The sequence below is a fragment of the Gordonibacter sp. 28C genome (assembly GCF_003339845.1).
Lineage (GTDB): Bacteria > Actinomycetota > Coriobacteriia > Coriobacteriales > Eggerthellaceae > Gordonibacter.
Window position 1 is genome coordinate 43,455 of the sequence record NZ_PPTR01000011.1, and the last position, 23,682, is coordinate 67,136.

Sequence of the window (23,682 nt, forward strand, 5' to 3'; positions counted from 1 at the left end):
CCTCCATGTCCCAGCCCAACGTGTTGAAAGAGAACCTGGCCGAGTCCGCGCGCGTCGTGGCCGAGCGCATCGGCGAACGCAAGCCCGAAGCGGGCATGATATTGGGATCGGGGCTGGGTCCCTTGGCCGAGCAGATAGAGGACGCCGTATACGTGCCCTTCGGCGAGGTGCCCCACATGAAGACGAGCACGGCCACGAGCCACGTGGGCCGCTTCGTGTGCGGAAACCTGGGCGGGAAATGCGTGCTGGCCATGCAGGGCCGCCTGCACGGCTACGAGGGCAACACCGCACAGGAGGTGGCGTACCCCGTGTGGCTCATGCACGGGCTGGGCATCGGCACGCTCGTCACCACGAACGCCGCCGGCGCCATCAACGAGGGCTACCGGGTGGGCGACTTCTGCATCATGGAGGACCACATCAACCTCACCGGACGCAACCCCGTGGCGGGCCTCGAGCCCGACGGCATAGCGTTCCGGTTCTTCTCCATGCTCGACGCCTACGACCCCGAGCTGCGCCGGCTGGCGCATGAAGTGGCCGACGATCTGCGCATCCGCGTGCAGGAGGGCGTGTACCTGGGCCTTCTGGGGCCGAGCTTCGAGACGCCGGCCGAGATCCGCGCCTTCCGCTCTTGGGGGGCCGACACGGTGGCCATGAGCGTGTGCGAGGAGGTCATCGCCGCGCGGCACGTGGGCATGCGCGTGCTGGGCATGTCGCTCGTGTCGAACATGGCGTGCGGAATCGAGGGAGCCTCGCCCACCGACGAGGAGGTGCTCGACGTGGCGAAGGATCGAGAAGCCGACTTCGCCCGCCTGGTCACGGGCATCGTGGAGCGGCTGTAGAAAAGGCGATCAGTCCTCCAGCTTGAGGTCGCCCTCGGCGATGAGGCCGGCCTTGCGCATGGCGGCGCACACGGCCCAGCTGATGGCGGCGGGCAGCACCAGGCACACCAGCGCCAGGCCTATCCACTCGAACGCGCCCGGTGCGGCCGCGCCGGCCTCCATGCCCGCCACCCAGCCGGTGTACACGCCGATGGGGCCCACGAGCCCGCACGTGCCCATGCCCGAGGCCACGGCCGGCCCGTTCTGCTGGAGGGCGAACACGCAGGTGGCCAGCGGCCCGGTGACGGCGGACGCCACGATGGGCGGTACCCATACGAGCGGTTTCTTCATGATGTTGCCCATCTGCAGCATCGACGTGCCCAGACCCTGCGAGAGCAGGCCGCCCCAGCGGTTCTCGCGAAAGCTCATGACGGCGAAGCCCACCATCTGCGCGCAGCAGCCCGCGAGCGCCGCGCCCCCGGCAAGCCCCGTGAGCCCCAAAGCCGCGCAGATGGCGGCCGACGAGATGGGCAGCGTGAGCGCGATGCCGATGACCACGGACACGATGATGCCCATGAACAGGGGCTGCAGCTCCGTGGCCCACATGATGAACCCGCCCACCGACGAGGCCAGCGCGCCTATCCACGGGGCCACGGCCAGCGCCAGCCCGCAGCCGGCGAGGATGGTGACGGCGGGTGTGACGATGATGTCCACCTTCGTCTCCTTCGACACCGCCTTGCCCAGCTCCGCGGCCACGATGGCGATGACGAGCACGGCCAAGGGTCCGCCGGCGCCTCCCGCCGCGTTGGCGGCGTATCCCACGGCCGCGAGCGAGAACAGCACGAGCGCGGGCGCGCGGAGCGCGTAGCCGATGGCGATGGCCATGGCCGGCCCCGCCACGCTCTTGGCGAACGCGCCGATCTCGTTCAGGAAGGCGAGGCCCGCTAGGTCGCCTACGGTGGAGAGAATGGTGCCGATGAGCAGCGAGGCGAACAGCCCCTGGGCCATGGCCGACAGCGCGTCGATGGCGTAGCGCTGAAACGACACCTCGATGTCCTTGCGTGCAAGGAATGCTGCGATGGAGTGCTTGGGCATGCCGTTCCCCTTCGGATGCAGACGCGGTTATGCGGTTCTGGTTGGGATTGCTCGTGCATCCATGGTAGGCGAAGCGCGCGAAGCGCGGCGCGTGCGGGCGGCAGGCGTGCGTCTTGGGCGGGTGTTCGGCATGCTTTCGCGCCCTTCGCTCCTACATGGTCCTCTGCGCGCGGGCGATGAACACGAGATAGGCTGCGAACACCACCACCTCCAGGGTGATGATGGCGAGCACGCCCGCGAGGGTCACCTGGCCCAGAACCCACAGCACGAGGGCGACCACGGGCACGAGCACGGTGAAGAGGTTGAACGCCTTGGTGGCGGCCAGGTTGCCGATGGCGACGTTGCGCTCGTCGGTTTGCTCGATGATCTGGGCCTTCGTGGGCTTCTGCACCAGCGCGGCGATGCCGCAGACCACGAGCGCGAACGCGCAGCCGCCCAGGCCGAAGGCCGCCTGCGCCCCCAGCGGAAGCGCGTCGGACACGCCGGCCACGTTGAAGGCGAACGCGACGGTGGCGAGGGTGAACAGGATCCCCAAAGACAGGGTGATGACGGCGGGCTGGTTCTTCATCGGTCTTCCTCTCGGTAGATGAACACGTCTTCTATGCTCAGGTCGAAGCGGCGGGCTATCTTGAACGCCAGCAGGATGGAGGGGTTGTAGCGCCCCTTCTCGAGTGAGCTGATGGTTTGGCGCGACACGCCCAGCTCCAGCGCGAGGTCTTCCTGCTTGATGCCGCGCTCCTTGCGGATCTCCTCCAGGCGGTTCTCCATACGCGGTCCTTTCGAATGCACATATGTAAAGCTAGCTTTCCATACAGTATAAGCGCATCGATCTCAAATGTAAAGCTAACTTTCCATTTGAGAATATGGGGGAGAGCGCGCGTTTGCTCGCGAACGCGCGCTGATCCGGGGTACAATCGGATGCGAGACAAGCGCGGGAGACGGACGGGGAGAGAAGCGGATGGAACGTCGTTTGGCATTGCACGTGCTGGCCAGCGGAAGCCGCGGTAACGCGGCCATCGTGGAGGACACGGCGACGGGCGCCGGCGTGCTGGTGGACTGCGGGATATGCAAGCGCGATTTCTTCGCGCGCTCGGCCGAGGCGGGCTTCGATCCGGCGAACCTGGCCGCCATAGTTGTAACCCACGAGCACACCGACCACACGAAGGGCCTCGGCGTGGTGCTGCGGGGCCTGGCGAAGCAGGGCGTCGCGCCCGCGGTGTACGTGGACGACGCCGTGCGCGCCGCCAGCAACGAGGTGGGTTCGCTCGGGGGCGCGCACGACGTGCGCGCGCTTCGCGCGGGCGACGCGCTGTCGCTCGCGGGCATGTCCGTGCACGTGTTCCGCACGTCGCACGACGCCGCCGCCTCGTGCGGGTTCCGCTTCGAAGCGGCGGGCGGCGACGTCGCGGGGTTCATGACCGACACCGGCATGGTGACGGGGGAGGCCGACGAGGCGCTTTCGGGCGTGCGGCTGCTGGCGTTGGAAAGCAACCACGACGTGCAGATGCTCGCCGACGGCCCGTACCCCTACCCGGTGAAGCGCCGCGTGGGGTCCGAAGTGGGACACCTCTCGAACGTGCAGGCGGCCGAGGAACTGGAACGGCTTCTGTGCGGCGAGCTGGAGCAGGTGGTGGCCATGCACATCTCCCAGAACAACAACACCTACCGGCTGCCCGCCGAGGCGCTGGCGTCCGTCGTCGCGCGTGCCGGCCACCCGGCCCGGGTGCAGGCGGCGTTCCAGGACCTGCTGGTGAGCGTGCGGTAGCGCCGGGGGCGGGCGCGCGGAACGAAGAGGGATGCGCACTGATCGCCAGTCGCACGGGGCATCCCTGGTTCGGCTGCCTATTGGAAGCCCGTGATGCCGGCGTAGGCGCCGATGATGCCGGGGCACTCGAACACGCGGTTTCGCTTGCCCTCGGTGATCTGCTCGACGACGCCTGCCTCCATCAGTTCGTCAACGGCCGACGTGGCCCGTTTGAAGCTGCGGTCGATGTAGGCGGCGGCGCTGGCGGCGGTGAACACGGGAATGCCCGGCAGCGCGCGCACGAGCAACGTGGTGGCCGAATCGGAGCGCGTTCCCAGGTGGGAGAGCCAAGCGTTCTGCAGCGTCGCCGCCTTCCGCTCGAAAGCGACGGCCTCGTCGACGGCGCGCGTGCAGCAGGTGCAGAAATAGCGCAGCCAGGCGTTCAGCTCCTGCACGTCGGGCCGGTCCGCCAGGAGGTTCTGCATGGTGGACATGACGCCCTTCTGGTAGTCGTGCGACGAGATGACCATGGACAGCGACAGCGGCGCGATGGCCTTCGAAATGAGCCCGCGGTGTTGGAAAACCAGCTGGATGATGGCCCGCGCCGTTTTGCCGTTGGCGCGCTCGAAGGGATGGATGGCGATGAACTGCACGTGCGCGAGCGCCGCCTGCGCGACGGCTGGCAGCTCGGCATGGTCGCAGAAGACGGCCAAGTCGCCCAGCAACGGGGGTATATCGGCCGGATCGGGCGTGCGGTAGGGCGACCCGAACGAGTGGTAGCGGCTGCCGCCCACTTGCTTGGCGTTGGTGCGGAGCAGCCCTTTGAAGGATTCGCGCGTCGTGCCCGTGAGCAGGTGACGATGGATCTCGCCGAAGGTGTCCTTGCGGATGGGGCCGTTTCCCAGCTCGCAGGCCGTCAAAAGGGCGTCGGTGTTCCTGAGCGATTCCGATTTCGCCTGCTCGCCCTTGCTGTCCTTCTGCTGGGGTTGCATGACGGCGGTGCGGAACACGTGCTGCGCGCTGGCCTGCTTGCCGGTCATCTTGATGTTGGCAATGGACTCGATGTGCAGGCAGGCGTCGGCGAACGCCTGCTCGGCGAGGGCGTCGCCCCGACGGCGGTCGAGCGAGCGCACGGCCAGCTCGGCGTCGCCCAGCATGCGCGCGGTCTCGTTGTCCAGCTGCAGCTCGATGCGGGACAAGGGGCGAACGGTGTCGTGCTGGCTCGATGGCGCGCTCGCTTTTTCCAGAGCCATGCAGCAAACCTCCCTTGCTTCGATAACGAATTATGCTTGGACGCCTATAGTATACAAGTGCTAAGTGACAATATGGACTAAGTTAACGGCCAGTTTCTTCGTAACAGTCAATACGCACGATTCTCCTCGGGATTATTTATTCAATCAATAGAATAGTTTCATCAAGGAATATTCGACCCTTTGTGTCCGCGCGTCTCAAGCGCGCACGGCAAGAAAGTCGGTATGGCTGATTTGCGAATAATACCACAATGGATATAATATAAAATTATCCATAAATAAGAATAATATAACCGATGGGATGACGACGCGGCGAGCAGGGGAATCCGAAGGAGGTTTCGGAGCATCGTCTTCGCGAATGCATGGTAGAGCTATATAGGAGGTGGGCTTCGAAATGGGTTTGACGGGAACTATAGAAGCAACCAGGCGGAGCGCCTCGGCGCCCTCTCGGATGCACGGGGCTGCGGCGCGCGTGGCGTTGAGCGTCGCGCTCGCCTTGAGCATGCTGGTGGCGGCTCCGGCAACCGCGCTGGCATTCGACGGACCCCAGCAGGACGCCTACAACGCCGCGACGGCCAGCGGCCTGGCGGACGATCCCTACCGGATACTCGTCACCAAGATAGGCGATCCGGAGCAAACCCGGCCCTCCGCGTTCTGGAGCGGGATGGGCAACAATGCGGCGAGCGGCGAAGACTCCTTCGTCCCGTTCGCCGTCGTGTTCGAGCAGCGCGCGGGGAACGTCGTTGACGGCGCGCTCGCAAGCTCTATGACATTCGACATGCACGACGGCGCCGGACGGCACGAGGGCGCGGCCGCCATCGGCCCCGTTCTCGCCAGCGCGAGCGGCGCCGCCGCCAACGTCTGGAGCGGATTGGAGTCGAGCCAGCAGGCCGATTGGACGTACGCGTTCCGCCTGTCGCCGTATTCCGCGCAGGACGTCTCGACGGGAGATCTGCGCATCGCGTTCGCGTGGCACGGTTGCTTCGCCACCTATTTCGACAGCTGGGAGTACGCATTCGATGCGGTGGGCGCCACATCCGGCCTTTCCGAAGACAAGCAGATCAAGGTCGGCGACACCGTCGCGATGTCCTATTACGGGGGCTACGACGTCGGGCAGACCTCCCGCGGCTCCTCCTACGGCGTCGATTTCTCCGTCACGTCGACGACGAACGTTTCCGCCTCCGCCCTGTCGATCCTGGGCGATCCGTCGGGCGCCGTGTACGAAGCAGTGGTCGGCGAAGACGGGTTCGCCCGGTTCAGCGGCCCGAATTCCATCCAGTACGGCGGCAATTACGCGGTTTCCATCAAGGAGCGAGCCGGTGGGGAAGATCCCGGCGAGCCCGATTCTTGGGACGCCTCTGCGGCGCAGGACGGCTCGATAACGGCGACGGTCGAGGCGAACTCCGACGGGGCGACGTATACGTTGGGGTTCGAAGGCTCCGGCGCGATGCGGGACTATGCCGCCGCAAACGAAGCCCCCTGGCACGCCGCCTACGCCGACACGATCACCGACGCGGTCGTCGGCGACGGCGTCACGAGTATCGGCGCGTACGCCCTGGGGCTGGAGAACCTCGCCACGGTCAAGGGCGGAAACGTGCTTGCGACGGTGGGGGACAACGCCTTCGCCGGCGCGTTCAACCTGACCGGCGTCGACCTTTCGGCGTGCACGCTCGCCAGCGTGTCGGAAAACTCGTTCGGCGACCAGAAGGACCAGATCAAAACGCAACGCACGGTGTACGTGAAGGACGCCGCCAGCGCGAAGGCCATGGAAGGCTTCACCTCGAGCGCCGCATCGCTGACGGCGGTGGCCGTCATGAACGGCGGCGCCTTCGCGGCGGACACGGCGTTCGAGAGCGGCAAGCTGGCGAAGCCCGCACGGGAAGGCTACACGTTCTCCACGTGGACGTCGGATGCGAGCCTCATGCACCCGGCGAACGAGTGGAAGCCCGTGACGGACTACGTGCTGTACGCGAGGTTCTCACAGAACTCCGTTGTGGACGAACCGGAGGAATACAAGGGCTATCAGGGCCTCGACCAGCAAATCAGGCTGCTCGACCCGAGCGCCTTGCCCGGCTCCAGCCTTCCCAACCCCGACATCATGTTCTACGGCGAGGACGATGATCGCTTCGACAACCGCTTCACCACTCCTTTCAGCGGTTACGACGACATCGTGTTCGCCTTCGGCATGGCCCGCGGCAACAACGCGAACGGCGGCGACGGAACCTATCAGATGAGCTTCTGCCTGCCCTACGTCAGCATCGTCGACGCTGACGGCAACACGGTGGCGACGTACGACGACGGCAACGGCCTTCTGAAGAAGTTCAGCATCGTGTTCGACGGTCAGGACGGCAAGCCCCAGGGCAACGGCATCACGGCCGTCCGCGTGGGCGTCGAGGCGGGATCGTTGCCTGCGGGCACGTACACGCTGCGCTTCGGCAAGGATTTCGGCGCCAACAACGGCATATCGTTCTTGGGCAAGGACGTCGACTTCCAGTTCGTCGTCGACTACCCGGAGCGGTACCGCCTGTCCTACCGCTGCAACGCGACCATGGGCACGGCCGAGGTCGTGGGCATCGACCTTCTGAGCGGAGCGCCGGTGGACGTGGAGATTCCGGAGACGGTGGAAGATCCGGCGACCGGCACCGCATGCAAGGTCACAGGCATCGCCGCGCAGGCGTTCGCCTCGAAGGCGACTGTCGCCACGGTATCGGTTCCGGCGTCGGTCGCCTCGATCGGCGACGGATCGTTCTCCAGCATGGGCTCGCTCGCATCGGTGACGGTGCGGTCGAAGGGCGATGGGGCCCTTCCGGTGTGGGGCGAGGGCGTGTTCACAGGATCTTCCGCCTGCGTGCTGTACGGCTACCCGACGAGCACGACGCCGACGGTCGCCGCCGGCTACGCCAACGTGACCTTCGCCTCGCTCGAGGACGGCATCTACGTGAACAATGTGGCCGCGAACGACGGCGACGTTGTGGAGCTGACGAGAGACGACCCCCGGGCGACCGTGACCGTCGTGCGCGACGGCGAGTTCGTCACGACCGGCTTCGTCGGCCTTGTCACGAACACGAACGTGGCGACGCACCCCGGCACGGGCCCCTACGATTGGAACGAGCTCACCGGGCGGGCGAACGGCGAGGCCCGCCTCGTCATTCGCATGGTGGGCGGCGGCGATTTCGCCACGCTCGCGGTACGCTGCACGGGTTTCGACGAGCAGGCCTCGACCGACAGGACCCCCGTCTACGGATACCAGGGCAACGGGGCGACGGTGTCCCTTCAGAACGCGGGCGCCCTGGAAGGCGTCTTCTACGACGAGACGAGCGATTACTACGACAACTACCTGCTTTCCCCGGTTGCGGCCGAAGGCGCCCTGTTCTCCCTGGCGTTCGGAGGCCCGGGATCCGGCTGGCAGCCCAGCCATTCCGGATGGCAGTGGGGCAAGTACCGCGAAGGCATCGACCAGGCGTTCTCGATAGTTGATTCGGACGGTGCCACCGTGGCCACCGTCGGCGACGGGCTCTACTGGAAGACGCTCTCCACGTCCCCGACCATCGTGCTCGGCGTCGGCGAAGGCGTGCTCGTTCCGGGCAAGACCTACACGCTCGTCGCCAGCAAGGACACGACCGGGCACAACGTGGCCGCTTCCCTGCAAAAGGAAGTGCGCTGGACCTTCGCCGTCGAGGCGACCGATTTGGACGTCTGCACCGTTTCCGATATCGAGGCTCAGCAATGGACGGGCTCGGAGGTGGAGCCCGGCGTTTCCGTGGCCATCGCGGTTCCCGAGATCCGCATTTGGGACGAAGCGGCGAAGGCGGATGTGGTGACGCCCGCCGAGACGCGCAGTTTGGAGCCTGGCAGGGACTACGAGGTGTCCTATACCGACAACGTCGACCCCGGCACGGCGACGCTGATGGCGACCGGCGCGGGCAGCTTCTGCGGAACCGTGTCGAAAACGTTCGTCATCGAGGAGCCGCCGACCGATTTCACGAAGCTGCGCGAAGCCGCGGCCTCGGTCCAGGCCTACAAGGACGGCTTGGCTTCCAGCGCCGACGGCAAGGACGTCGCACCGGGAACGGATTGGGCGACGCCCGAGAACCTGGCCGTCCTGCAAGCCGCCATCGACAAGGCGCAAGCCCTGGCAGACGGCGCCGAGGCCACCCAGAAAGAGGCCGACGCGGCCCTCGCCGAGCTCACCGCCGCCCAAGAAGAGTTCGACCGCACGAGCAAGAACACGGCGGCGCCCACCAAGATCGCGCTGAACGCCGCCATCGCGCAGGCGTCTTCCGAGCTGGGGGGCGTGGCGGAGTCGCTCGACGGAAGGGACGTCGCCGACGGCAAGGTGTGGGCCACTGCGGCCGAGAAGGCCGTTTTGCAAGCCGCCATCGACAAGGCGCGGGGCGTCGTCGACGACGCGGGCGCGACGCAGAACGAGATCGACGCCGCACAGAGCGAGCTCGCTTCGGCGAAGGAGGACTTCTTCGCCAACGTGGCGCATCGCGCCAGCGTGGACACGACGCGCCTGTCGCAGGCGTGCGAGGCGGCCGCCGCCGACCAAGCGGCGACGAAGGTGAGCGCGGACGGCTCGGAGGTGTATTGCACCGAGCAGTGGGCGAGCGAGGCGGACGCGGCGGTCTTCGCCGAGGCCATCGGGCGGGCAAGGGCCGCACTTGCGGCATCGGGCAAGACGCAGAACGCCGTCGACGCGGCGCTGGTGGCGCTGTCCGAGGCGACGGCGGCGTTCGACGCCGCCAAGAAAGACGGGTTGAGGCCCGATCCGCGCCCCTTGGCCGCTGCCGCCGAGCGGGCCGCGGAAAACCTCGATTCCGCCGTGGTCGCCTCCGATGCGTCGAGCGTGCCGACGGGCACGACGTGGGTGACCCAGGAAACGCACGACGCCCTGTCCAAAGCCCTTGCCGACGCCCGTGCGACGCTGCAGGACCCGAATGCCACGCAGGACGATTTCGACGCGGCGCGCACGGCCCTTGCCGAGGCGGCCGCCGCCTTCGACGCGGCCAAGCAACAGGGGGCGCACGAGCAGGGAGGGCCTGTCGGCGACGGATCGGGATCGACGCCCGGCGAAAGCGGGGCGGTGAGCGGCTCCGGCACCGTGCTTCTCAAGACGGGAGACGGCGTCGCCGCCGCGTCCGTCGTATCGCTCACCCTGCTCGCCTCAGCGGGCCTGGGGTGCGCGGTGCTCGCGCGCAGGCGAGGGCGGAACGAGGCGTAACCCGGGATACGGGAATCGGGTCGCGGCTACCGAGTCGGGGCCCGCTCGGCCCGGTTCCGAAAGCTCTACGAAAGACGGTCGAAACCGACAGGAAGGACCTCTATGCTTGCACGACAACGCACTATCGACAAGCGGCAGACCCGGTTCAAGCTCGAAAGCGCCTTGATGGCGCTCGCGCTCGCGCTCGGCATGTGCTTCACGGCAGGGCGGGCCTACGCCTCGCCGACCGCCGACAACAACTGGGAGGGAGCGTCCTACTACCAGGGCTTCCAGGGCGCCTCCACCTACGTTCCCGACAACGCGGGCCGCGCGGCTTACGAGACCTACGGCATCTGGATGGATGAGCCGGCCAACGACGGCACGTTCATCGACGACGTCATCGTCACCGACACGAGCAAGTACGTCGCCGAGACCGTCGACTTGAGCGCGCTCGACAGCGGCCTGACGGGCGACGTCCTGTGGAAGGCCGTGAACAAGTCGCCGGCGTACTACTACAACATCATCACGCGCCCCTACGACGCGACCGGGCCGATAGCGTTCCAATGGGAGCGCCAGGGTCCCGGCGGCAACAACGGCGCCTACAGCGGCATGGGCGCGTACGTGAAGATATACAGCTCGCTCGATGAGAACGGCTTGGGCAAGGACCTCGTCGCCCCGTGCGTCGAGAACCAGTTCCAATACAACAAGGACTTCGCCCAGCACTACTCGAACTGGGTGACCGGGTTCAGGTGGACGCTGCCCGCGAACGCGCTGGAGGCCGGGAAGACCTACTACCTCGTGTTCGAGCAGGGCAGCACCATGGGCAACGGCGGCACCCTGGGGCGCAGCCTGAGCGCCAACATCGTGTTCGAGTTCACCACCGACACGTCGCAGCAGGCTATCAGCTATCCCGAGGGCCAGGACATCGTGACGCCCTACTACGCCAAGCAGGGAGGCTCCGCCATCGTCGACCTCACCGAGCCGAGCCCCCGGCACATCGCGACGAACCTGACCGTTTCCCGCAACACGAAGAGCTTCTGCAACGACATCGCAAGCTACGTGGACGCGGCGAAACCGAAGTTCACGTTCGTCCTCTCGGGCTCGAACTCGCAGCAGTTCAGCGAGACCATGGCGAAGCAGGTGGCCTATCCCAACATCCACATCTACGACGCCGACGGCGTCGGCGTGGGAAGCGACGCGGTCTCGCTCGATCCCGGCAAGATCGTGGCGAGCTGGTCGGACGACGACCAGAGCGACATGGACTTCGTGTTCACCGACAAGATCGCGCCCACTTACCTGACGGTGAAGGACGGCGTGCTGGAGTCCGGCAAAGACTATTACCTGGTGTTCGAGAGCACCTGCGGGGTCTCGACGAATTCGAAGCTCGAGAAACCGGTGCTGTTCAGGTTCACCACCGGCGACGTCGCCGATACCTCCGCGCTCGACAGCGCGCTCGAGGAGGCGAACGGCGATCTCGATGCAACTAAGGTCAGCGTCGACGGGACCGATGTCCCTCTCGGTTCGAAGTGGGTCGCACCCGAGGCGTACGAAGCCTTCAAGGCCGCTGTCGCCGCCGCGCAGGAGGTGCGCGACAGCCTGAACCCGACCCAGTCCGCCATCGACGGCGCGCTGTCCGCTCTGGCGGACGCCCAGGCGGTCTTCACGGCCGTGCAGCAAGACGGCACCTACCTCGACACAGCGCAGCTGGCGTCATCCCTCGAGGCCGCGAATGCGGCCAAGGACGGGGTTGCGGCCAGCGCCGACGGTGCCGACGTGTCGCGTGGAACCTACTGGGTCACGGCCGATGCGCTGAGCGCCCTCCAGTCAGCCATCGACGCCGCCCAGGCCGTGCTCGACAACGAAAACGCCACGCAGGACGAGGTGGACGCCGCCGTCGCGCCGCTCGAGGGAGCGACGAGCGCGTTCAACGCCGCGAAGGCGTACGGCTCCAAGGCCCGCGAGGCGGGCGAGACGTTCTCGTTCACCGACGAGATAGGCACCTGGACCTGCCGCATCGACAACGTGGAGGCGGGCGAGGCCGCCATTACGGCCATGAGCCGCCCCTCGCAGGCCGGCAAGGACGTTGCCATCCCGTCAAGCGTGACAAGCGGCCCCGACACCTTCACGGTCACCGCCTTGGGCGATGGCGCGAGAATGAGCGGCGGGCAGGCGGCGAGCAAGATCCTCACCGCTTGCAACACCCTGACCATTCCCTCTACCGTGAAGGCCGTCAACGGATACGCGTTCTACGCGCTCAAAGCCAATCAACTCATATTTCCGGACGACAGCCAACTGGAAAGCATCGGGGACTACGGGTTCTCCCGCCTGTGCACGAGCAACTCGATGGACGTCATCGCTTTTCCTGCGGCCTTGAAGAGCATCGGAGACTACGCGTTCGATCGGCTCGATTACTGCAAGAAGCTCGATTTCTCGCGCTGCTCCCAGCTGGATAGCATCGGCAGGTCGGCGTTTTCGAGCCAAGGCCCTAATGCCAATACGGGCGTTCTCATCAACTCGCTCGAGGAGATAGACCTTTCCGGATGCTCGTCCTTGACGACTCTTGGCAATTACGCCTTCGCCTATGCCAGCGTGCCCGAACTTGATCTGACTCCCTGCTCGTCGCTTGAGACCATCGGAGACGCCGCGTTCGACGGCATGCAGAACTGCACGAAGGTCACGCTGCCCGCGAACGTGACCGAACTGGTGGACGATCCCTTCCAGTACGGCAAGGTGCTCGAAACCGTGGACTTCACCAAATGCACGAAGCTGACGGAGTTCTCAGGCTTCAACGATTGTCAGCAGTTGAAGAACATCCTGCTTCATGATGGGGTCGAAACGGTCTCGTTCTCATCGACGCGCAGCTTTTTCGTCGCATCGGGCTTCCCTAACGCCGCGCTTGAGGGCATCGACCTCCCGGCATCGGTGAAAACGGCATCGTTCACGGGGTGTTTGAACCTCACTCTGGACGGTCTCAGGTTCGCCTCTCCGGAAAAGGTCGAGTCTTTGAAGGTCGGAGGAAGCACGGTTCTGACTTCCGTCGACCTGTCCAAGTTTGCGTCGCTCGCCCATTTCGAATTCTCGAACTGCACCGCGCTCGCCGAAGCGAAGGGCATTCCCCTTGCGGCGACGAATTGGGAGAACGCGTTCAACGGTTGCAGCTCTTTGGCGGAGGCCCCTGTCGTGTTCGACGGCGTGACGAACCTGAACGGCGCTTTCGCCGGTTGCGCGTCTTTGACCGAGGCGCCGGCCCTTCCGGAAAGCGTCACGTCTTTGGAGCGCACGTTCAGCGACTGCCCGGGCATCAAGGTTGCCCCGAAGATACCCTCCGGCGTGACGAGCCTGTCGTCGACGTTCGCCCGCACCGGCATCGCGGAGGCGCCCGTCATTCCCGACAGCGTGGCGAACATGTACTCGGCTTTCGACGGATGCGTCTCGCTAGCCAAAGCGCCTAAAATTCCCGAAAATGTGACGCAGTTGAGCTGCGCTTTCAGCCGTACGGCCATCGTCGATCCGCCGACGATACCATCCAGCGTGACGAGCATGTACGCTACGTTCGAAGGTTGCGCCTCTTTGGTTACGGCGCCGCTTCTTCCCGCCGGATTGGACAACGTCGACGCTGCGTTCAAAGACTGCCCCTCGCTCACCTCGCTGCCCCAGGGATTCGTGCTGCCCGCAAGCGACTGGGGTTATTGGGAGACGTTCTCCGTAGGGGACCCCTACTCTCCGGATAATCCTCTCGAGACGTTCGTGACGGGTCCGGTGGACGAATCGATCGCGAACTACGATTGGGCCGGTGACAACCGCAAGCTCACGGCGGTCGATCCCGTCGCGGTCGAGAGCGTGACGCTCGACCAGGTCGAGCTCTCCTTGGCTCCCGGTCAAACGGTGACGCTGCATGCGCAGGTTGCGCCCGACGATGCGTTTGACAAGGAAGTCGTTTGGGAGTCTTCCGATTCCGAAGTGGCCACCGTCGACGATGAAGGGGCTGTCGTAGCCGTCGATGGCGGAGAGGCCCTCGTAACGGCCACGGCAGGTGGCGTGACAGCCGGCTGCCGGGTTGTCGTCGCGGCCGATACCACTGCGCTTGAGTCTGCTCTCGCGGCGGCGCGGGCGGCCATCGAAGGGGTGGCGGTGAGCGCCGACGGCACCGACGTTCCATCCAATAAAACATGGATTACCGCTGCGGCGATGGATGCTCTCAAGGCCGCTCTCGCTGATGGGGAGGGCGTGGCAGCGCAACCGCATCCGACCAAGGATGCCGTCGACTCCGCCGTCCAGGCCATCGCCGACGCGAAGGCCGCGTTCAAGCCCGCTGCCGGCACCAAGGCCGTCGACGGCGACGTGAGCGACCTCGCCGCCTCTGCCGCGGCCGCGAAGGCGGCCCGCGAGGGCGTGGCCTCCAGCGCCGACGGCACCAATGTCGAGTCGACAAAAACATGGGTGAGCGCGAACGTCGCCCAGACGCTCGACGATGCCGTCGCCGTCGCCGAGGCGCTCGCGAAGCAGGAGAATCCCGATCAGGTGGAGGTCGACGCGGCGGCGAAGGCCCTGGCCGACGCGATGGCCGCGTTCAAGCCGGCCGCCGGCACCATGGCCGCTTCCGCGTCGGTCGCCGCGCTGGGAAGCGCCGTCGCCTCCGCCGCCGAAGCCGCCGACGGGGTCGTCGTCAGCGCCGACGGCTCTGACGTCACCTCCGACAAAACGTGGGTGACGGAATCGGCGAAGGACGCCTTGGAAAAGGCCCTGGCCGACGCGAAGGTTCTTGCCGAGCAGGACAAGCCCTCGCAAGCCGACGTCGACGCCGCCGCCAAGGCCCTGGCCGACGCGAAGGCGGCCTTCCGGCCCGTCGCGGGGCTGAAGGCGTCGCAGGCGGCGATCTCCGGGTTGACCGGCGCCGCCGACGAGGCGGAGGCCGCCCGCAAGGGCGTCGCGATCGACACCGACGCCGCCAACGTGGACAAGGGCGCGTCTTGGGTGACCCAGGATGTGGCGGACGCCCTGGACGCGGCGATCGCCGCCGCGCGCACGGTCGCGGCCGATCCCGACACCACCCAGGCCGAGGCGGACGCCGCCTCCCTGCAGCTGAACAAGGCGCTCGCCGCCTTCGACGCGGCCAAGCAGGCGGGGACCAAGGGCTCCGGCTCGGGTGCGGTGACCGACCCGGGCAAGGGCGGGGCCGGTTCCGGCGGAACCGTGGGCGGCGGGACATCGCCGGCTTCCCAGGGCGGGGCCGGCGCGCCGCTCGTCAAGACGGGCGATCCGGTTCAGCTGCTTTCCATCGCGGGCACGGCAGCGGGAGCGCTTGCTGCTCTTTGCATGGCTCGCTTTTTGATGTATCGTAAACGAGATTAATCTCGAATAGAGATATTATGGACGCGTTGACTCCGATCGGTCGGGGTCAACGCTTCGCTTGAACAGCGTTTTTCGGGGGTGCGGAACTTGGGCAGGGCCGAGCATACCAAAAAAAACTTGAAGCGATGGCGTTTGGCAGCGACCATGCTCGCGGTATGCGTGGTCGCTCTGACCTTGACGAGCTCCGTCGCGCCAGCGCGCGCTTATGCAAATCCGTTCCTGAACAGTTCGAACATTTCCGCCTCGGGCATGCCGGTGTCGGGAGTCATCACGCTCCAGTTCAGCAACAACGTCGTCGGGCAGAGGGACCAGTCGACGGGCGACTGGGGCATATGGGTGTTCGACCACAACGTCGGATGCATTTCGATCTACGACGAATACGGCTCGAGCGTCGGTTTTTCGGCTTATCATAATTTCAACGGATACCAGAACGACGATTCGGGCTTTGAGCGCCAGAAGATATACGTGAGTTACGGTCCGCTTCAGCCTGGCACCGTCTACACCTTGTCGATAGCTCCAGGTATGCGGCAAGCGGGGAACCCGAGCGTCAACTCGGGCAGTGGAGGTTCCATCACCTTCACCACCGCCGGCGAGAAGCCGGTGGAGGAACCGCCGGATCCGCCGCCTCCGCCCGATCCCGATCCTCCTCCCGTCACGCCTGACGGCGGGGGCGGGTCGGGCGGCATGGCGGGCTCCGACTCCACCGGCGGCGGGCTCGACCAGAGCGGGGCGAACGGTTCGGGCGCATCGACCGGCACCTCGCCCGACGCCACCTCCGAGGCCGTTGCGGCACCCGAGGAAGCCGCCGTCGAATCGTCAGCGAAGGGCGGCGAGAGCCGTGCGGCCGGGTTGGGGGGCGGCGTGCTCTACACCATAGGAGCGGCCGGGCTCGATGCGGGCAAGGCGACCGACGAGGCTCCCGTCGAGGTTCCGGAGCTCACATGGCGGTTCGTTTTGACGTTGGGCCTGATAGCCGTTTGCCTCGCGCTGCTGGGAGCGGGGAAGCGCGCCGCAGCGTGGCGCAGGCACACGGCGCATTAGGGAATAGCACAGCCGCAAGGGGGCGCCCCGCACGGGCGACGGGAACGCGGCGCGAGAGACGAGGAAGAAGACGATTTTGGACGTTGACGTAGCGATAGTCGGCGCGGGCATCCTGGGGTGCACCATGGCGCGCGCCCTGGCCCGGTACCGGCTGGACGTGTGCGTGCTGGAAGCCGCCCATGACGTGGGCGAGGGCGCCACCAAGGCGAACAGCGGGCTCGTCCACACCGGGTTCCACCCGCGGGGCGGCAGCCTGAAGGGGACGAGTTGCGTCGAAGGCAACGCGCGCTTCGATTCCATCGCCGACGAGCTGCAGGTGCCGTTCGAGCGCGTGGGCGCCCTGTACGTGGCGTTCCACCCTGCCGGGATGGAGCATATCGCCGAGAAGCGCGAGCGCGCGCGGCTGAACGGGGCGGGCGACTTGGAGGTCGTCTCGGGCGACGAGGCCCGCCGGTTGGAGCCGCGCCTGTCCGAGCGCGTCGTCGCGGCGCTCGTGGCGCCCACGACGGGCATCGTCTCGCCGTTCGAGCTCGCGCTGGCCACGGCGCGCAACGCCGCCGCCAACGGCGCTCGGTTCGAGTTCGGCTTCGAGGTCGACGCCATCGAGCGCGTCTCCGGTCGATGGGAGCTGCGCACGAAGGACGGCCGCCGGGTTCGGGCCCCGTACGTGGTGAACATGGCCGGCGAGGAGGCGGCGCTCTTAGACGTGCAGGTTCATTCCGCCGACTTGGTGGTGCGCCCGCGCCGGGGGCAGTACGTCGTGTTCGACAAGCAGGAAGGCGGCCTTGCGGGCAAGGAGCCCATCCGCCACGTGCTGTTCCAAGCGCAGGAGACCGACGAGGGCGGCACGCTGCTCGCCCCCACCGTCGACGGCAACCTGCTGGCGGGCCCCACGAGCGAGAACGTGCGCTCCTTCGCCGACAACGCCACCACGCAGGCCGGCATCGAGCACGTGAAGCGCGTCGCGCGCAAGCTGGTGCCCGATCTGGATTTCGGTCGGGTCATCACCGAGTTCTCCGGCATCCGCGCCAACATCGTCAACGTGGAGAAGGAGAAGAAGGACTTCGTGGTGCGCGTGTCGGCGCCCGGCTTCGTGAGCGCGCTCGGCATCAAGAACCCGGGGATGACCAGCGCTCCGGCGCTTGCCGATCGTGCGCTTCGGTTGCTGGGGGAACAGGGCCTGCGCCTTGAGAACAACCCGGCCTTCGATCCGCGCGACCAGGGTCCCGTGCATCGAAGGCCCTTCATGGACTGCATCGCCTCCGAGCAGCACGCGCTGCTGGGGGCCGATGCGCGCTACGGGCACGTGGTGTGCCGTTGCGAGCGCGTCACCGAAGGCGATGTCCGCAGTTGTTTGCACGACACGCTGCCGCCGCGCACCCTCGACGGGTTGAAGCGCCGGCTGCGCTGCGGCATGGGGCGCTGCCAGGGCGCTTTCTGCACGCCGCGCATCTTGGAAGTCATGGCCGACGAGCTGGGGTGCGCGCCCTGGGAGATCGCGAAGGGCGAGCGCGGCGGACGCGTGGTCAAAAGGCAGGTGAAGCGGGCATGCGGAAGCCGGTAGCGGAGGGGCGCGTCCTTTCGGCCGCGGAAGGGCGCGTCGATGTGGACGGCGTGTTCGACGTGGTCGTCATAGGGGGTGGTTCGGCGGGGCTGGCGGCTGCGGCCGCCGTTGCGGAGAGCGGCCCGTACCGGACGCTCGTGCTGGAGCGCGAGGAGTACCTGGGCGGCGTGCTGCCCCAGTGCGTCCACGACGGGTTCGGCCTGTACCTGTACGGCGAGTCGCTCACGGGCCCCGAGTTCGCCCATCGCTGGGTCGAGCGCGTGCGCGGCGACGGCGTGCCGACGGCGCTCGCCGCGACGGTGCTGTCGGTGGAGGGCCCGGGTTCCGACGGGCTGCTGCGCGTCGATGCCCTCGGGGCCTCCTTGGGCGGCCGCGCGACGCTGGCCGCGCGCTCCGTCGTGTGCGCGACCGGCTGCCGCGAGCGCACGCGCGGGGCGCTGCAGATACCGGGTGGGCGTCCGGCCGGCGTGCTGACGGCGGGATCGGCCCAGTACATGGTCAACGTGGCCAACCAGCTTCCGGGCGACAAGGCGGTCGTGCTGGGGTCGGGAGACATCGGCCTCATCATGGCGCGGCGCATGACGCTGGAGGGCGCCGAGGTGCGCCTGGTTCTGGGTCAGGAGGCCACGGGCCTCGTGCGCAACCATATCCGCTGCATCCAGGATTTCGACATTCCCATCCGCTACGGCTGGGGCTTGGCGAGCGTTCACGGCTACGGGCAGCTGCAGGGGGTCACCGTGGCGCCCTTGCGGGCCGACGGATCGTTCGACCTGGCGCGCAGGGAGTACGTGCGCTGCAACGTCCTGCTGGTGGCGTGCGGCCTCGTTCCCGAACGCGAGGTGCTGGGTTCCTTGGCGCTCGCGCCCGACGCTCCGGGCCTGTTCCTTTGCGGCAACGCCAACGTGCCGCACGATCTGGTGGACCAGGTGACGCAGGAGGGCCTGCGCACGGGCGCCGCCGCAGCGGCCCATGCGGCCGCGCTCTCCGGCAAACCGGCTCCCGCGCTGCCCGACGACCTGGCGCGCATGGCCGGCCTTTCCGTCCGCGAGCCGAAAGGCAGGATGGGCGACATGGCCGGCGACGTGCCCTCCGGCCACCAGCGCATCGTGTGCACGGTGTGCCCGACCGGATGCGTGATGGAGGCGTCCGGGCGCGGCGGGGTGGCGGGCAACACCTGCCCGCGCGGCGAGGAGTTCGCGCGGCGCGAGCTGGCCTGCCCCACGCGGATGTTCACGGGCACCGTCGCCGTTGCCGGCGGCCGCCGTTCGCTCGTGCCCGTGCGCACGGAGCGTCCGGTGCCGAGGGATCGGCTGTTCGACGTCGCCCGCGCCTGCCGCCGCTTGAACGTCAAGGCCCCCGTGCGCATGGGCGAGGTGCTGAAAAGCGATATCGCGCGCACCGGCGTCGCGCTCGTGGCGACCGGCGAATGCGAAAGGGCCGCGCATGGGGGCAGGTAGGCGCATCGCTTTGCGGTCGGCGGCGGTCTTCGCGCTGCCGCTCGTCTGCGTGTTCGCGTCGCTGTTCTGCGGGCGCTACGCCCTGACGCTGCCCGAGGTGTGCCAGGCGCTCGCGTCGTGGTTGCCGGGGAGCCCCTCCGCCGTCTCGCCCGAGTCCGCGACGCTGGTGCTGCAGGTGCGCCTGCCGCGCGCGTTGGCCGCCGCCGCCGTGGGCGCGGCGCTGTCGGCTTCCGGCGCCGCGTTCCAAGGGGTGTTCCGCAACCCGTTGGTGAACCCGGGCCTTCTGGGCGTGAGCAACGGCGCGGGCTTCGGCGCCGCGCTCGCCATCGTGCTGTTCGGCGGCGGCGCGGCCATCTACCCGTCGGCGTTTTTGTTCGGGATCGTGGCCGTATGCGCCAGCTACTGGATCGCACGGGTGTACAAAAGCGCGCCCACCATCATGCTCATCCTGGGCGGCACCATCGTGTCGAGCGTGTTCTCGGCGCTGGTGTCGCTCATGAAGTACGTGGCCGACGCCGACACGCAGCTGCCGTCCATCGTGTACTGGCTCATGGGAAGCCTCTCGTCGGTGGGGTGGGAGAACTTCTGGTCGGTCGCCGTCATGGCCGTCGGCTGCATCGTGCTGGTCTTGTTCGCAGGGCGTGTGGACGTGCTGTCCATGGGCGACAAGGAGGCGCGCTCGCTGGGGCTGGAGGTCGGGCGGGACAAGGGCGTCGTGGTCGCGGCGGCCACGTTCGCCACGGCCGGCGCCGTGTGCATGGCCGGCGTGGTGGGCTGGGTGGGGCTCATCGTGCCGCACATCGGGCGCATGCTGGTGGGAAGCGAGAACAGGCGCCTCATCCCCGTTTCCATGGCGCTCGGCGGCGCCTTCCTCGTGGTCGTCGACACCTGCGCCCGCTGCCTGTGGGCGAGCGAGATCCCGCTCGGCATACTCACGGCCCTCATCGGCGCGCCGTTCTTCGTGTACCTGCTGAAGAAGACGAAGGGCGGTGGCTGGCGATGAGCGAATCGGCAAGCGCGTCGGCGTCGCCGACGGCCGACCGCGCGGGAAGGGCCGGGGGCGGCCATCCGGGCAGTCTTCCCATGCTCAGGGCGCGCGACGTGCGGTTCTCGTGGGGCGACCATCGCGTGCTGCAGGATTTCTCGCTCGAGGTGAAGCGGGGGTCGGTCGTGTGCCTGATGGGCGTGAACGGGTGCGGCAAGTCGACGTTCCTCGACTGCGTGCTGGGCGAGAACAGGCCGGCGTCCGGCGTCATCGAGGTCGACGGCGGCGACACGGCGGGCATGCGGGCTTGGGAGCGGGCGCGCCTTCTGGCCTACGTTCCCCAGATACACGAGCGCACGTTCCCCTACACGGTGGAGCACTTGGTGCTCATGGGCCGCACGGCCTACCAGGCGGGTTTCGGGTCGACGGACGCGGACGACCGACGCCGCGCGCTCGAGGCGTTGAGGACGTGCGGCATCGATCGTTTGCGCGAGCGGGTGTGCACGGCGCTTTCGGGCGGCGAGATGCAGATGGTGCTGCTGGCACGCGCCCTCGTGCAGGACACGCCGCTCATCGTGCTGGACGAGCCCACAGCGCATCTGGACTTCAAGAACGAGCTGGTGTTCCTTGAGACGGTCGAGCGGCTGGTGGGCGAGCGCGGCGCGACCGTCCTCATGGCCACGCACGCGCCGAACCAGGCGTTCCATCTGGCGGCGGCCGGCTTAGACGTGAAGGTGGCGCTCATGTCGCATGGGCGGGTGGCGCGGGAGGGCACGCCCGACGAGGTGCTGACGCCCGACGCGCTTCGACGCTACTTCGGCGTGACGGCCGCCGTCGCCGAGGTTCGGTTCCGGCAGGGCGAGGATATAGAGGGTTTCGGCGACGGCCGCGCGGCCGTCGTGAGGCAGATCGTTCCCCTGAGCACGACGGGAAGCGAGACGGGAGAGGATGTTCGATGACAACGCAGAAACGCGGAGCGGGAACCGTCTTGGCATCGGCTGCGGTGGGGTTGCTCATCGTGGCGGTGTGCGGCCTGGGGCTGTTCGCGTTGAACGGCGGTTCGCCCGCGACGCTGTTCGGCGGTTCGACCGCCGTCCGGGGTTCCGCCACGGAGACGAAGGAGGTCGTCGACTCGCTCGGCCGCACGGTGAACGTGCCGACGGAGCCGCAGCGCATCGCGGCCCTGGACGCCTTCTCGGGCAACGTGTGCGTGCTGGCGGGGGCGGGCGACAAGCTGATGGGCGCGCCGGGCGGCGTCCTGTCGAACAAGCTGCTGCGGGACCTGTGCCCCGGGCTCGAATCGGTCGAGCAGCTTTCGGGGAACAGCATCAACGTGGAGACCCTGCTTTCCGCCGGCGTCGACGTCGCCCTGGTCAAGCGCGACCTGTACGATGGAGGCGAGGAGACCGCCAAGCTAGACAAGCTGGGCATTCCCTACGTGGTGGTGGACTACTCCACGATGGAGGAGCAGCAGGATGCCATCGAGCTGGTGGGCGAGGTGTGCGGCCCGGGGGCATCCGAAAAGGCCGATGCCGTCGCGGAGTACTACCGCGAAACGGTCGCCCTCGTGGAGGAGCGCGCCGCGAGCGTTCCCGAAAGCGAGCGGAAGCGCGTGTACCACTCCATCAACGACCCGCTGCTAACGGACGGCTCCGGCTCGCTCGGCGCCGACTGGGTGGCGCGCTGCGGCGCCGTCGACGTGTCCGCCGAAGAGGCGGACGTGGGCGGCACCGGCGACTACTCGGCCACGCTCGAGCAGGTATACGCGTGGAACCCCGACGTCATCGTGTGCAGCACCGCCGACGCCCGCGCCTCCATCTTGGGCGATGCGCAGTGGCAGGGCATGGCGGCCGTGGCGGCGGGCGAGGTGCGCAACCTGCCGGTGTCCACGAGTCGTTGGGGCCAGCGCGGCGACCCGGAGACGTTTCTGGGCATGCTGTGGCTGGGCAAGACCCTGTACCCGCAGCTCTACGAGGATGTCGACCTGAAGGATACGGTGCGCTCCTACTACCGCGACGTGGTGGGGCTGGACATCGACGACGCCACCTGGGAGGCCATCGTGGCGGGCGAGGGGCTGCGCGCCGAAGGCTCCGGCGGGCAAGAGGGCCAAGGCAGCGGATCCGGAAGCGGAGGGGGAAAGTAGATGCGCGCCCATCTGATGAACACGCCGGCAATCCCGGCGGCCTCGGAGCTCGTCGGTGTCGTCGTGGGCGTCGACGACACCGACGACGAGACCCGCGCCACGTCCACCGGCGAGATAGCGAGCCTCATCGCCTCCGACGTTGTGGCGCTGGGAGGAAGCCTTCGGCTCGAGGTGACCCGCCATCAGCTGCTGTTGCGCGACGACGTTCCCTACACCTCGCACAACTCCTCGATGGTGTTCGAGGCGCTCATGCCGCGGTCGCGCATCGACGAGATGCGCGCGCGGGCGGTGCGCATCATCGCGGAGCACCGCGCTCCCACGTCGGATCCGGGGCTCTGCGTGGCGCGCGTGCCCGAGTCCGCATTTCGAGCCGGGACGGCCGTCGACCACGAGAACGGGCGGATGGTCGAGGAGCTCGTCGCGTTCGGACGCCGTGCCAAAATCGACTTTTGCAGCATCGAGTCGGCCTACGAGCTGGCTGGGCGCATTCCCTGGGTGAGCTTGAGCGAGCACGGGGGCGACGGGTCCGGCGTGGTGGGGGCCCTGGCCGGCGTGGGCCTGCGCCTGGGGGGCAACGACGGGCGTTTCCGGGGCAAGTGGAACTTCTCGAAGCTCTGCGCGGGCGAGGCGGCCTGCGACGTGGCGGCGGTCGCGTGTCGGCTGTCCCGCGACTTCCGCGGCCCCGTCCGGCTCGTCGACGCGCGCGGCGAGGGCCTGCCCTTCAACCTGCCGTTCGCCCTTGACGCGGAGGGCAAGCCCATCCTGCACGACGGCGCGCTCACGGTCGTGTGCGACGTCGTCGACGGCGTGGCGCACCCGTGCTCGAAGGTCGACTTGGGAGAGATCGGCAACGTTGACGACAGCTGGTCGCGCGTGTGCTCGGTCTTCGAGTGGGACAACGACGCGGAGGAGTGCATCGACCGCAGGCCCTCGTGTAAGAACTGCCTGCACCGGCGTTGGGTCGCCGGAGGCTTCCAATGCGCGCGGGACCTGGTCGTGCAGGCAACCTGACCGCAGCGCGCAACCGCTT

15 protein-coding genes are annotated in these 23,682 nt (G+C 67.6%); 11 read left to right on the forward strand and 4 right to left on the reverse strand.

Annotated features, from left to right (window positions below; genetic code table 11):
• Positions 1-5 precede the first annotated feature (5 nt).
• Positions 6-839 carry a purine-nucleoside phosphorylase gene (locus C1878_RS12720; protein WP_114601995.1) on the forward strand — a complete coding sequence of 278 codons (834 nt, stop codon included), beginning with the start codon at positions 6-8 and terminating at the stop codon, positions 837-839.
• Between the two features lie 9 nt (positions 840-848).
• On the opposite strand, the gene C1878_RS12725 is transcribed toward C1878_RS12720, so the two are convergent.
• The 3 genes from C1878_RS12725 to C1878_RS12735 form a co-directional block, all read right to left on the reverse strand.
• On the reverse strand, positions 849-1,913 hold the full coding sequence (locus C1878_RS12725; RefSeq protein WP_114601996.1) for a PTS transporter subunit IIC: 1,065 nt from the start codon (positions 1,911-1,913) through the stop codon (positions 849-851).
• Positions 1,914-2,064: 151 nt separating this feature from the next.
• Positions 2,065-2,481, reverse strand: a complete 417-nt coding sequence (locus C1878_RS12730) for a hypothetical protein (protein ID WP_114601997.1) — start codon at positions 2,479-2,481, stop codon at positions 2,065-2,067.
• Positions 2,478-2,681, reverse strand: a complete 204-nt coding sequence (locus tag C1878_RS12735; protein WP_114601998.1) for a helix-turn-helix transcriptional regulator — start codon at positions 2,679-2,681, stop codon at positions 2,478-2,480. Before C1878_RS12735 ends, C1878_RS12730 begins: the two co-directional genes overlap by 4 nt.
• A gap of 190 nt (positions 2,682-2,871) precedes the next feature.
• On the opposite strand from C1878_RS12735, the gene C1878_RS12740 reads away from it, so the two are divergent.
• Entirely contained in the window at positions 2,872-3,678 is an 807-nt protein-coding gene (locus C1878_RS12740; protein WP_114601999.1) for an MBL fold metallo-hydrolase, read from the forward strand.
• A gap of 77 nt (positions 3,679-3,755) precedes the next feature.
• On the opposite strand, the gene C1878_RS12745 is transcribed toward C1878_RS12740, so the two are convergent.
• Positions 3,756-4,910, reverse strand: coding sequence for a Fic family protein (locus C1878_RS12745; protein ID WP_114602000.1), 1,155 nt, complete (start codon positions 4,908-4,910; stop codon positions 3,756-3,758).
• Positions 4,911-5,379: 469 nt separating this feature from the next.
• Here C1878_RS12745 and C1878_RS12750 point away from each other — a divergent pair, with 469 nt between their 5' ends.
• From C1878_RS12750 to C1878_RS12790, 9 genes are all read left to right on the forward strand, one after another.
• Positions 5,380-10,131: a leucine-rich repeat protein gene (locus C1878_RS12750; protein WP_158539808.1), complete on the forward strand. Its 4,752-nt coding sequence runs from the start codon at positions 5,380-5,382 to the stop codon at positions 10,129-10,131.
• Between the two features lie 102 nt (positions 10,132-10,233).
• A complete protein-coding gene (locus C1878_RS12755; protein WP_114602002.1) occupies positions 10,234-15,462 on the forward strand; it encodes a leucine-rich repeat protein in 5,229 nt (1,742 codons plus the stop codon).
• Between the two features lie 132 nt (positions 15,463-15,594).
• A complete protein-coding gene (locus C1878_RS12760) occupies positions 15,595-16,503 on the forward strand; it encodes a hypothetical protein (protein ID WP_147272946.1) in 909 nt (302 codons plus the stop codon).
• Positions 16,504-16,579: 76 nt separating this feature from the next.
• The gene (locus C1878_RS12765; protein WP_114602004.1) at positions 16,580-18,067 is read left to right on the forward strand and encodes an NAD(P)/FAD-dependent oxidoreductase; all 1,488 of its coding nucleotides are present in this window, start codon (positions 16,580-16,582) and stop codon (positions 18,065-18,067) included.
• On the forward strand, positions 18,052-19,524 hold the full coding sequence (locus C1878_RS12770) for a DUF1667 domain-containing protein (protein ID WP_114602005.1): 1,473 nt from the start codon (positions 18,052-18,054) through the stop codon (positions 19,522-19,524). Before C1878_RS12765 ends, C1878_RS12770 begins: the two co-directional genes overlap by 16 nt.
• Entirely contained in the window at positions 19,511-20,527 is a 1,017-nt protein-coding gene (locus C1878_RS12775) for an iron ABC transporter permease (RefSeq protein WP_114602006.1), read from the forward strand. Before C1878_RS12770 ends, C1878_RS12775 begins: the two co-directional genes overlap by 14 nt.
• Complete coding sequence (locus C1878_RS12780; RefSeq protein WP_114602007.1) at positions 20,524-21,468, forward strand: ABC transporter ATP-binding protein; 945 nt, start codon at positions 20,524-20,526, stop codon at positions 21,466-21,468. Before C1878_RS12775 ends, C1878_RS12780 begins: the two co-directional genes overlap by 4 nt.
• Positions 21,465-22,652, forward strand: coding sequence for an ABC transporter substrate-binding protein (locus tag C1878_RS12785; protein ID WP_114602008.1), 1,188 nt, complete (start codon positions 21,465-21,467; stop codon positions 22,650-22,652). Before C1878_RS12780 ends, C1878_RS12785 begins: the two co-directional genes overlap by 4 nt.
• On the forward strand, positions 22,653-23,663 hold the full coding sequence (locus tag C1878_RS12790; protein ID WP_114602009.1) for a hypothetical protein: 1,011 nt from the start codon (positions 22,653-22,655) through the stop codon (positions 23,661-23,663).
• The last annotated feature ends 19 nt before the right edge of the window (positions 23,664-23,682 follow it).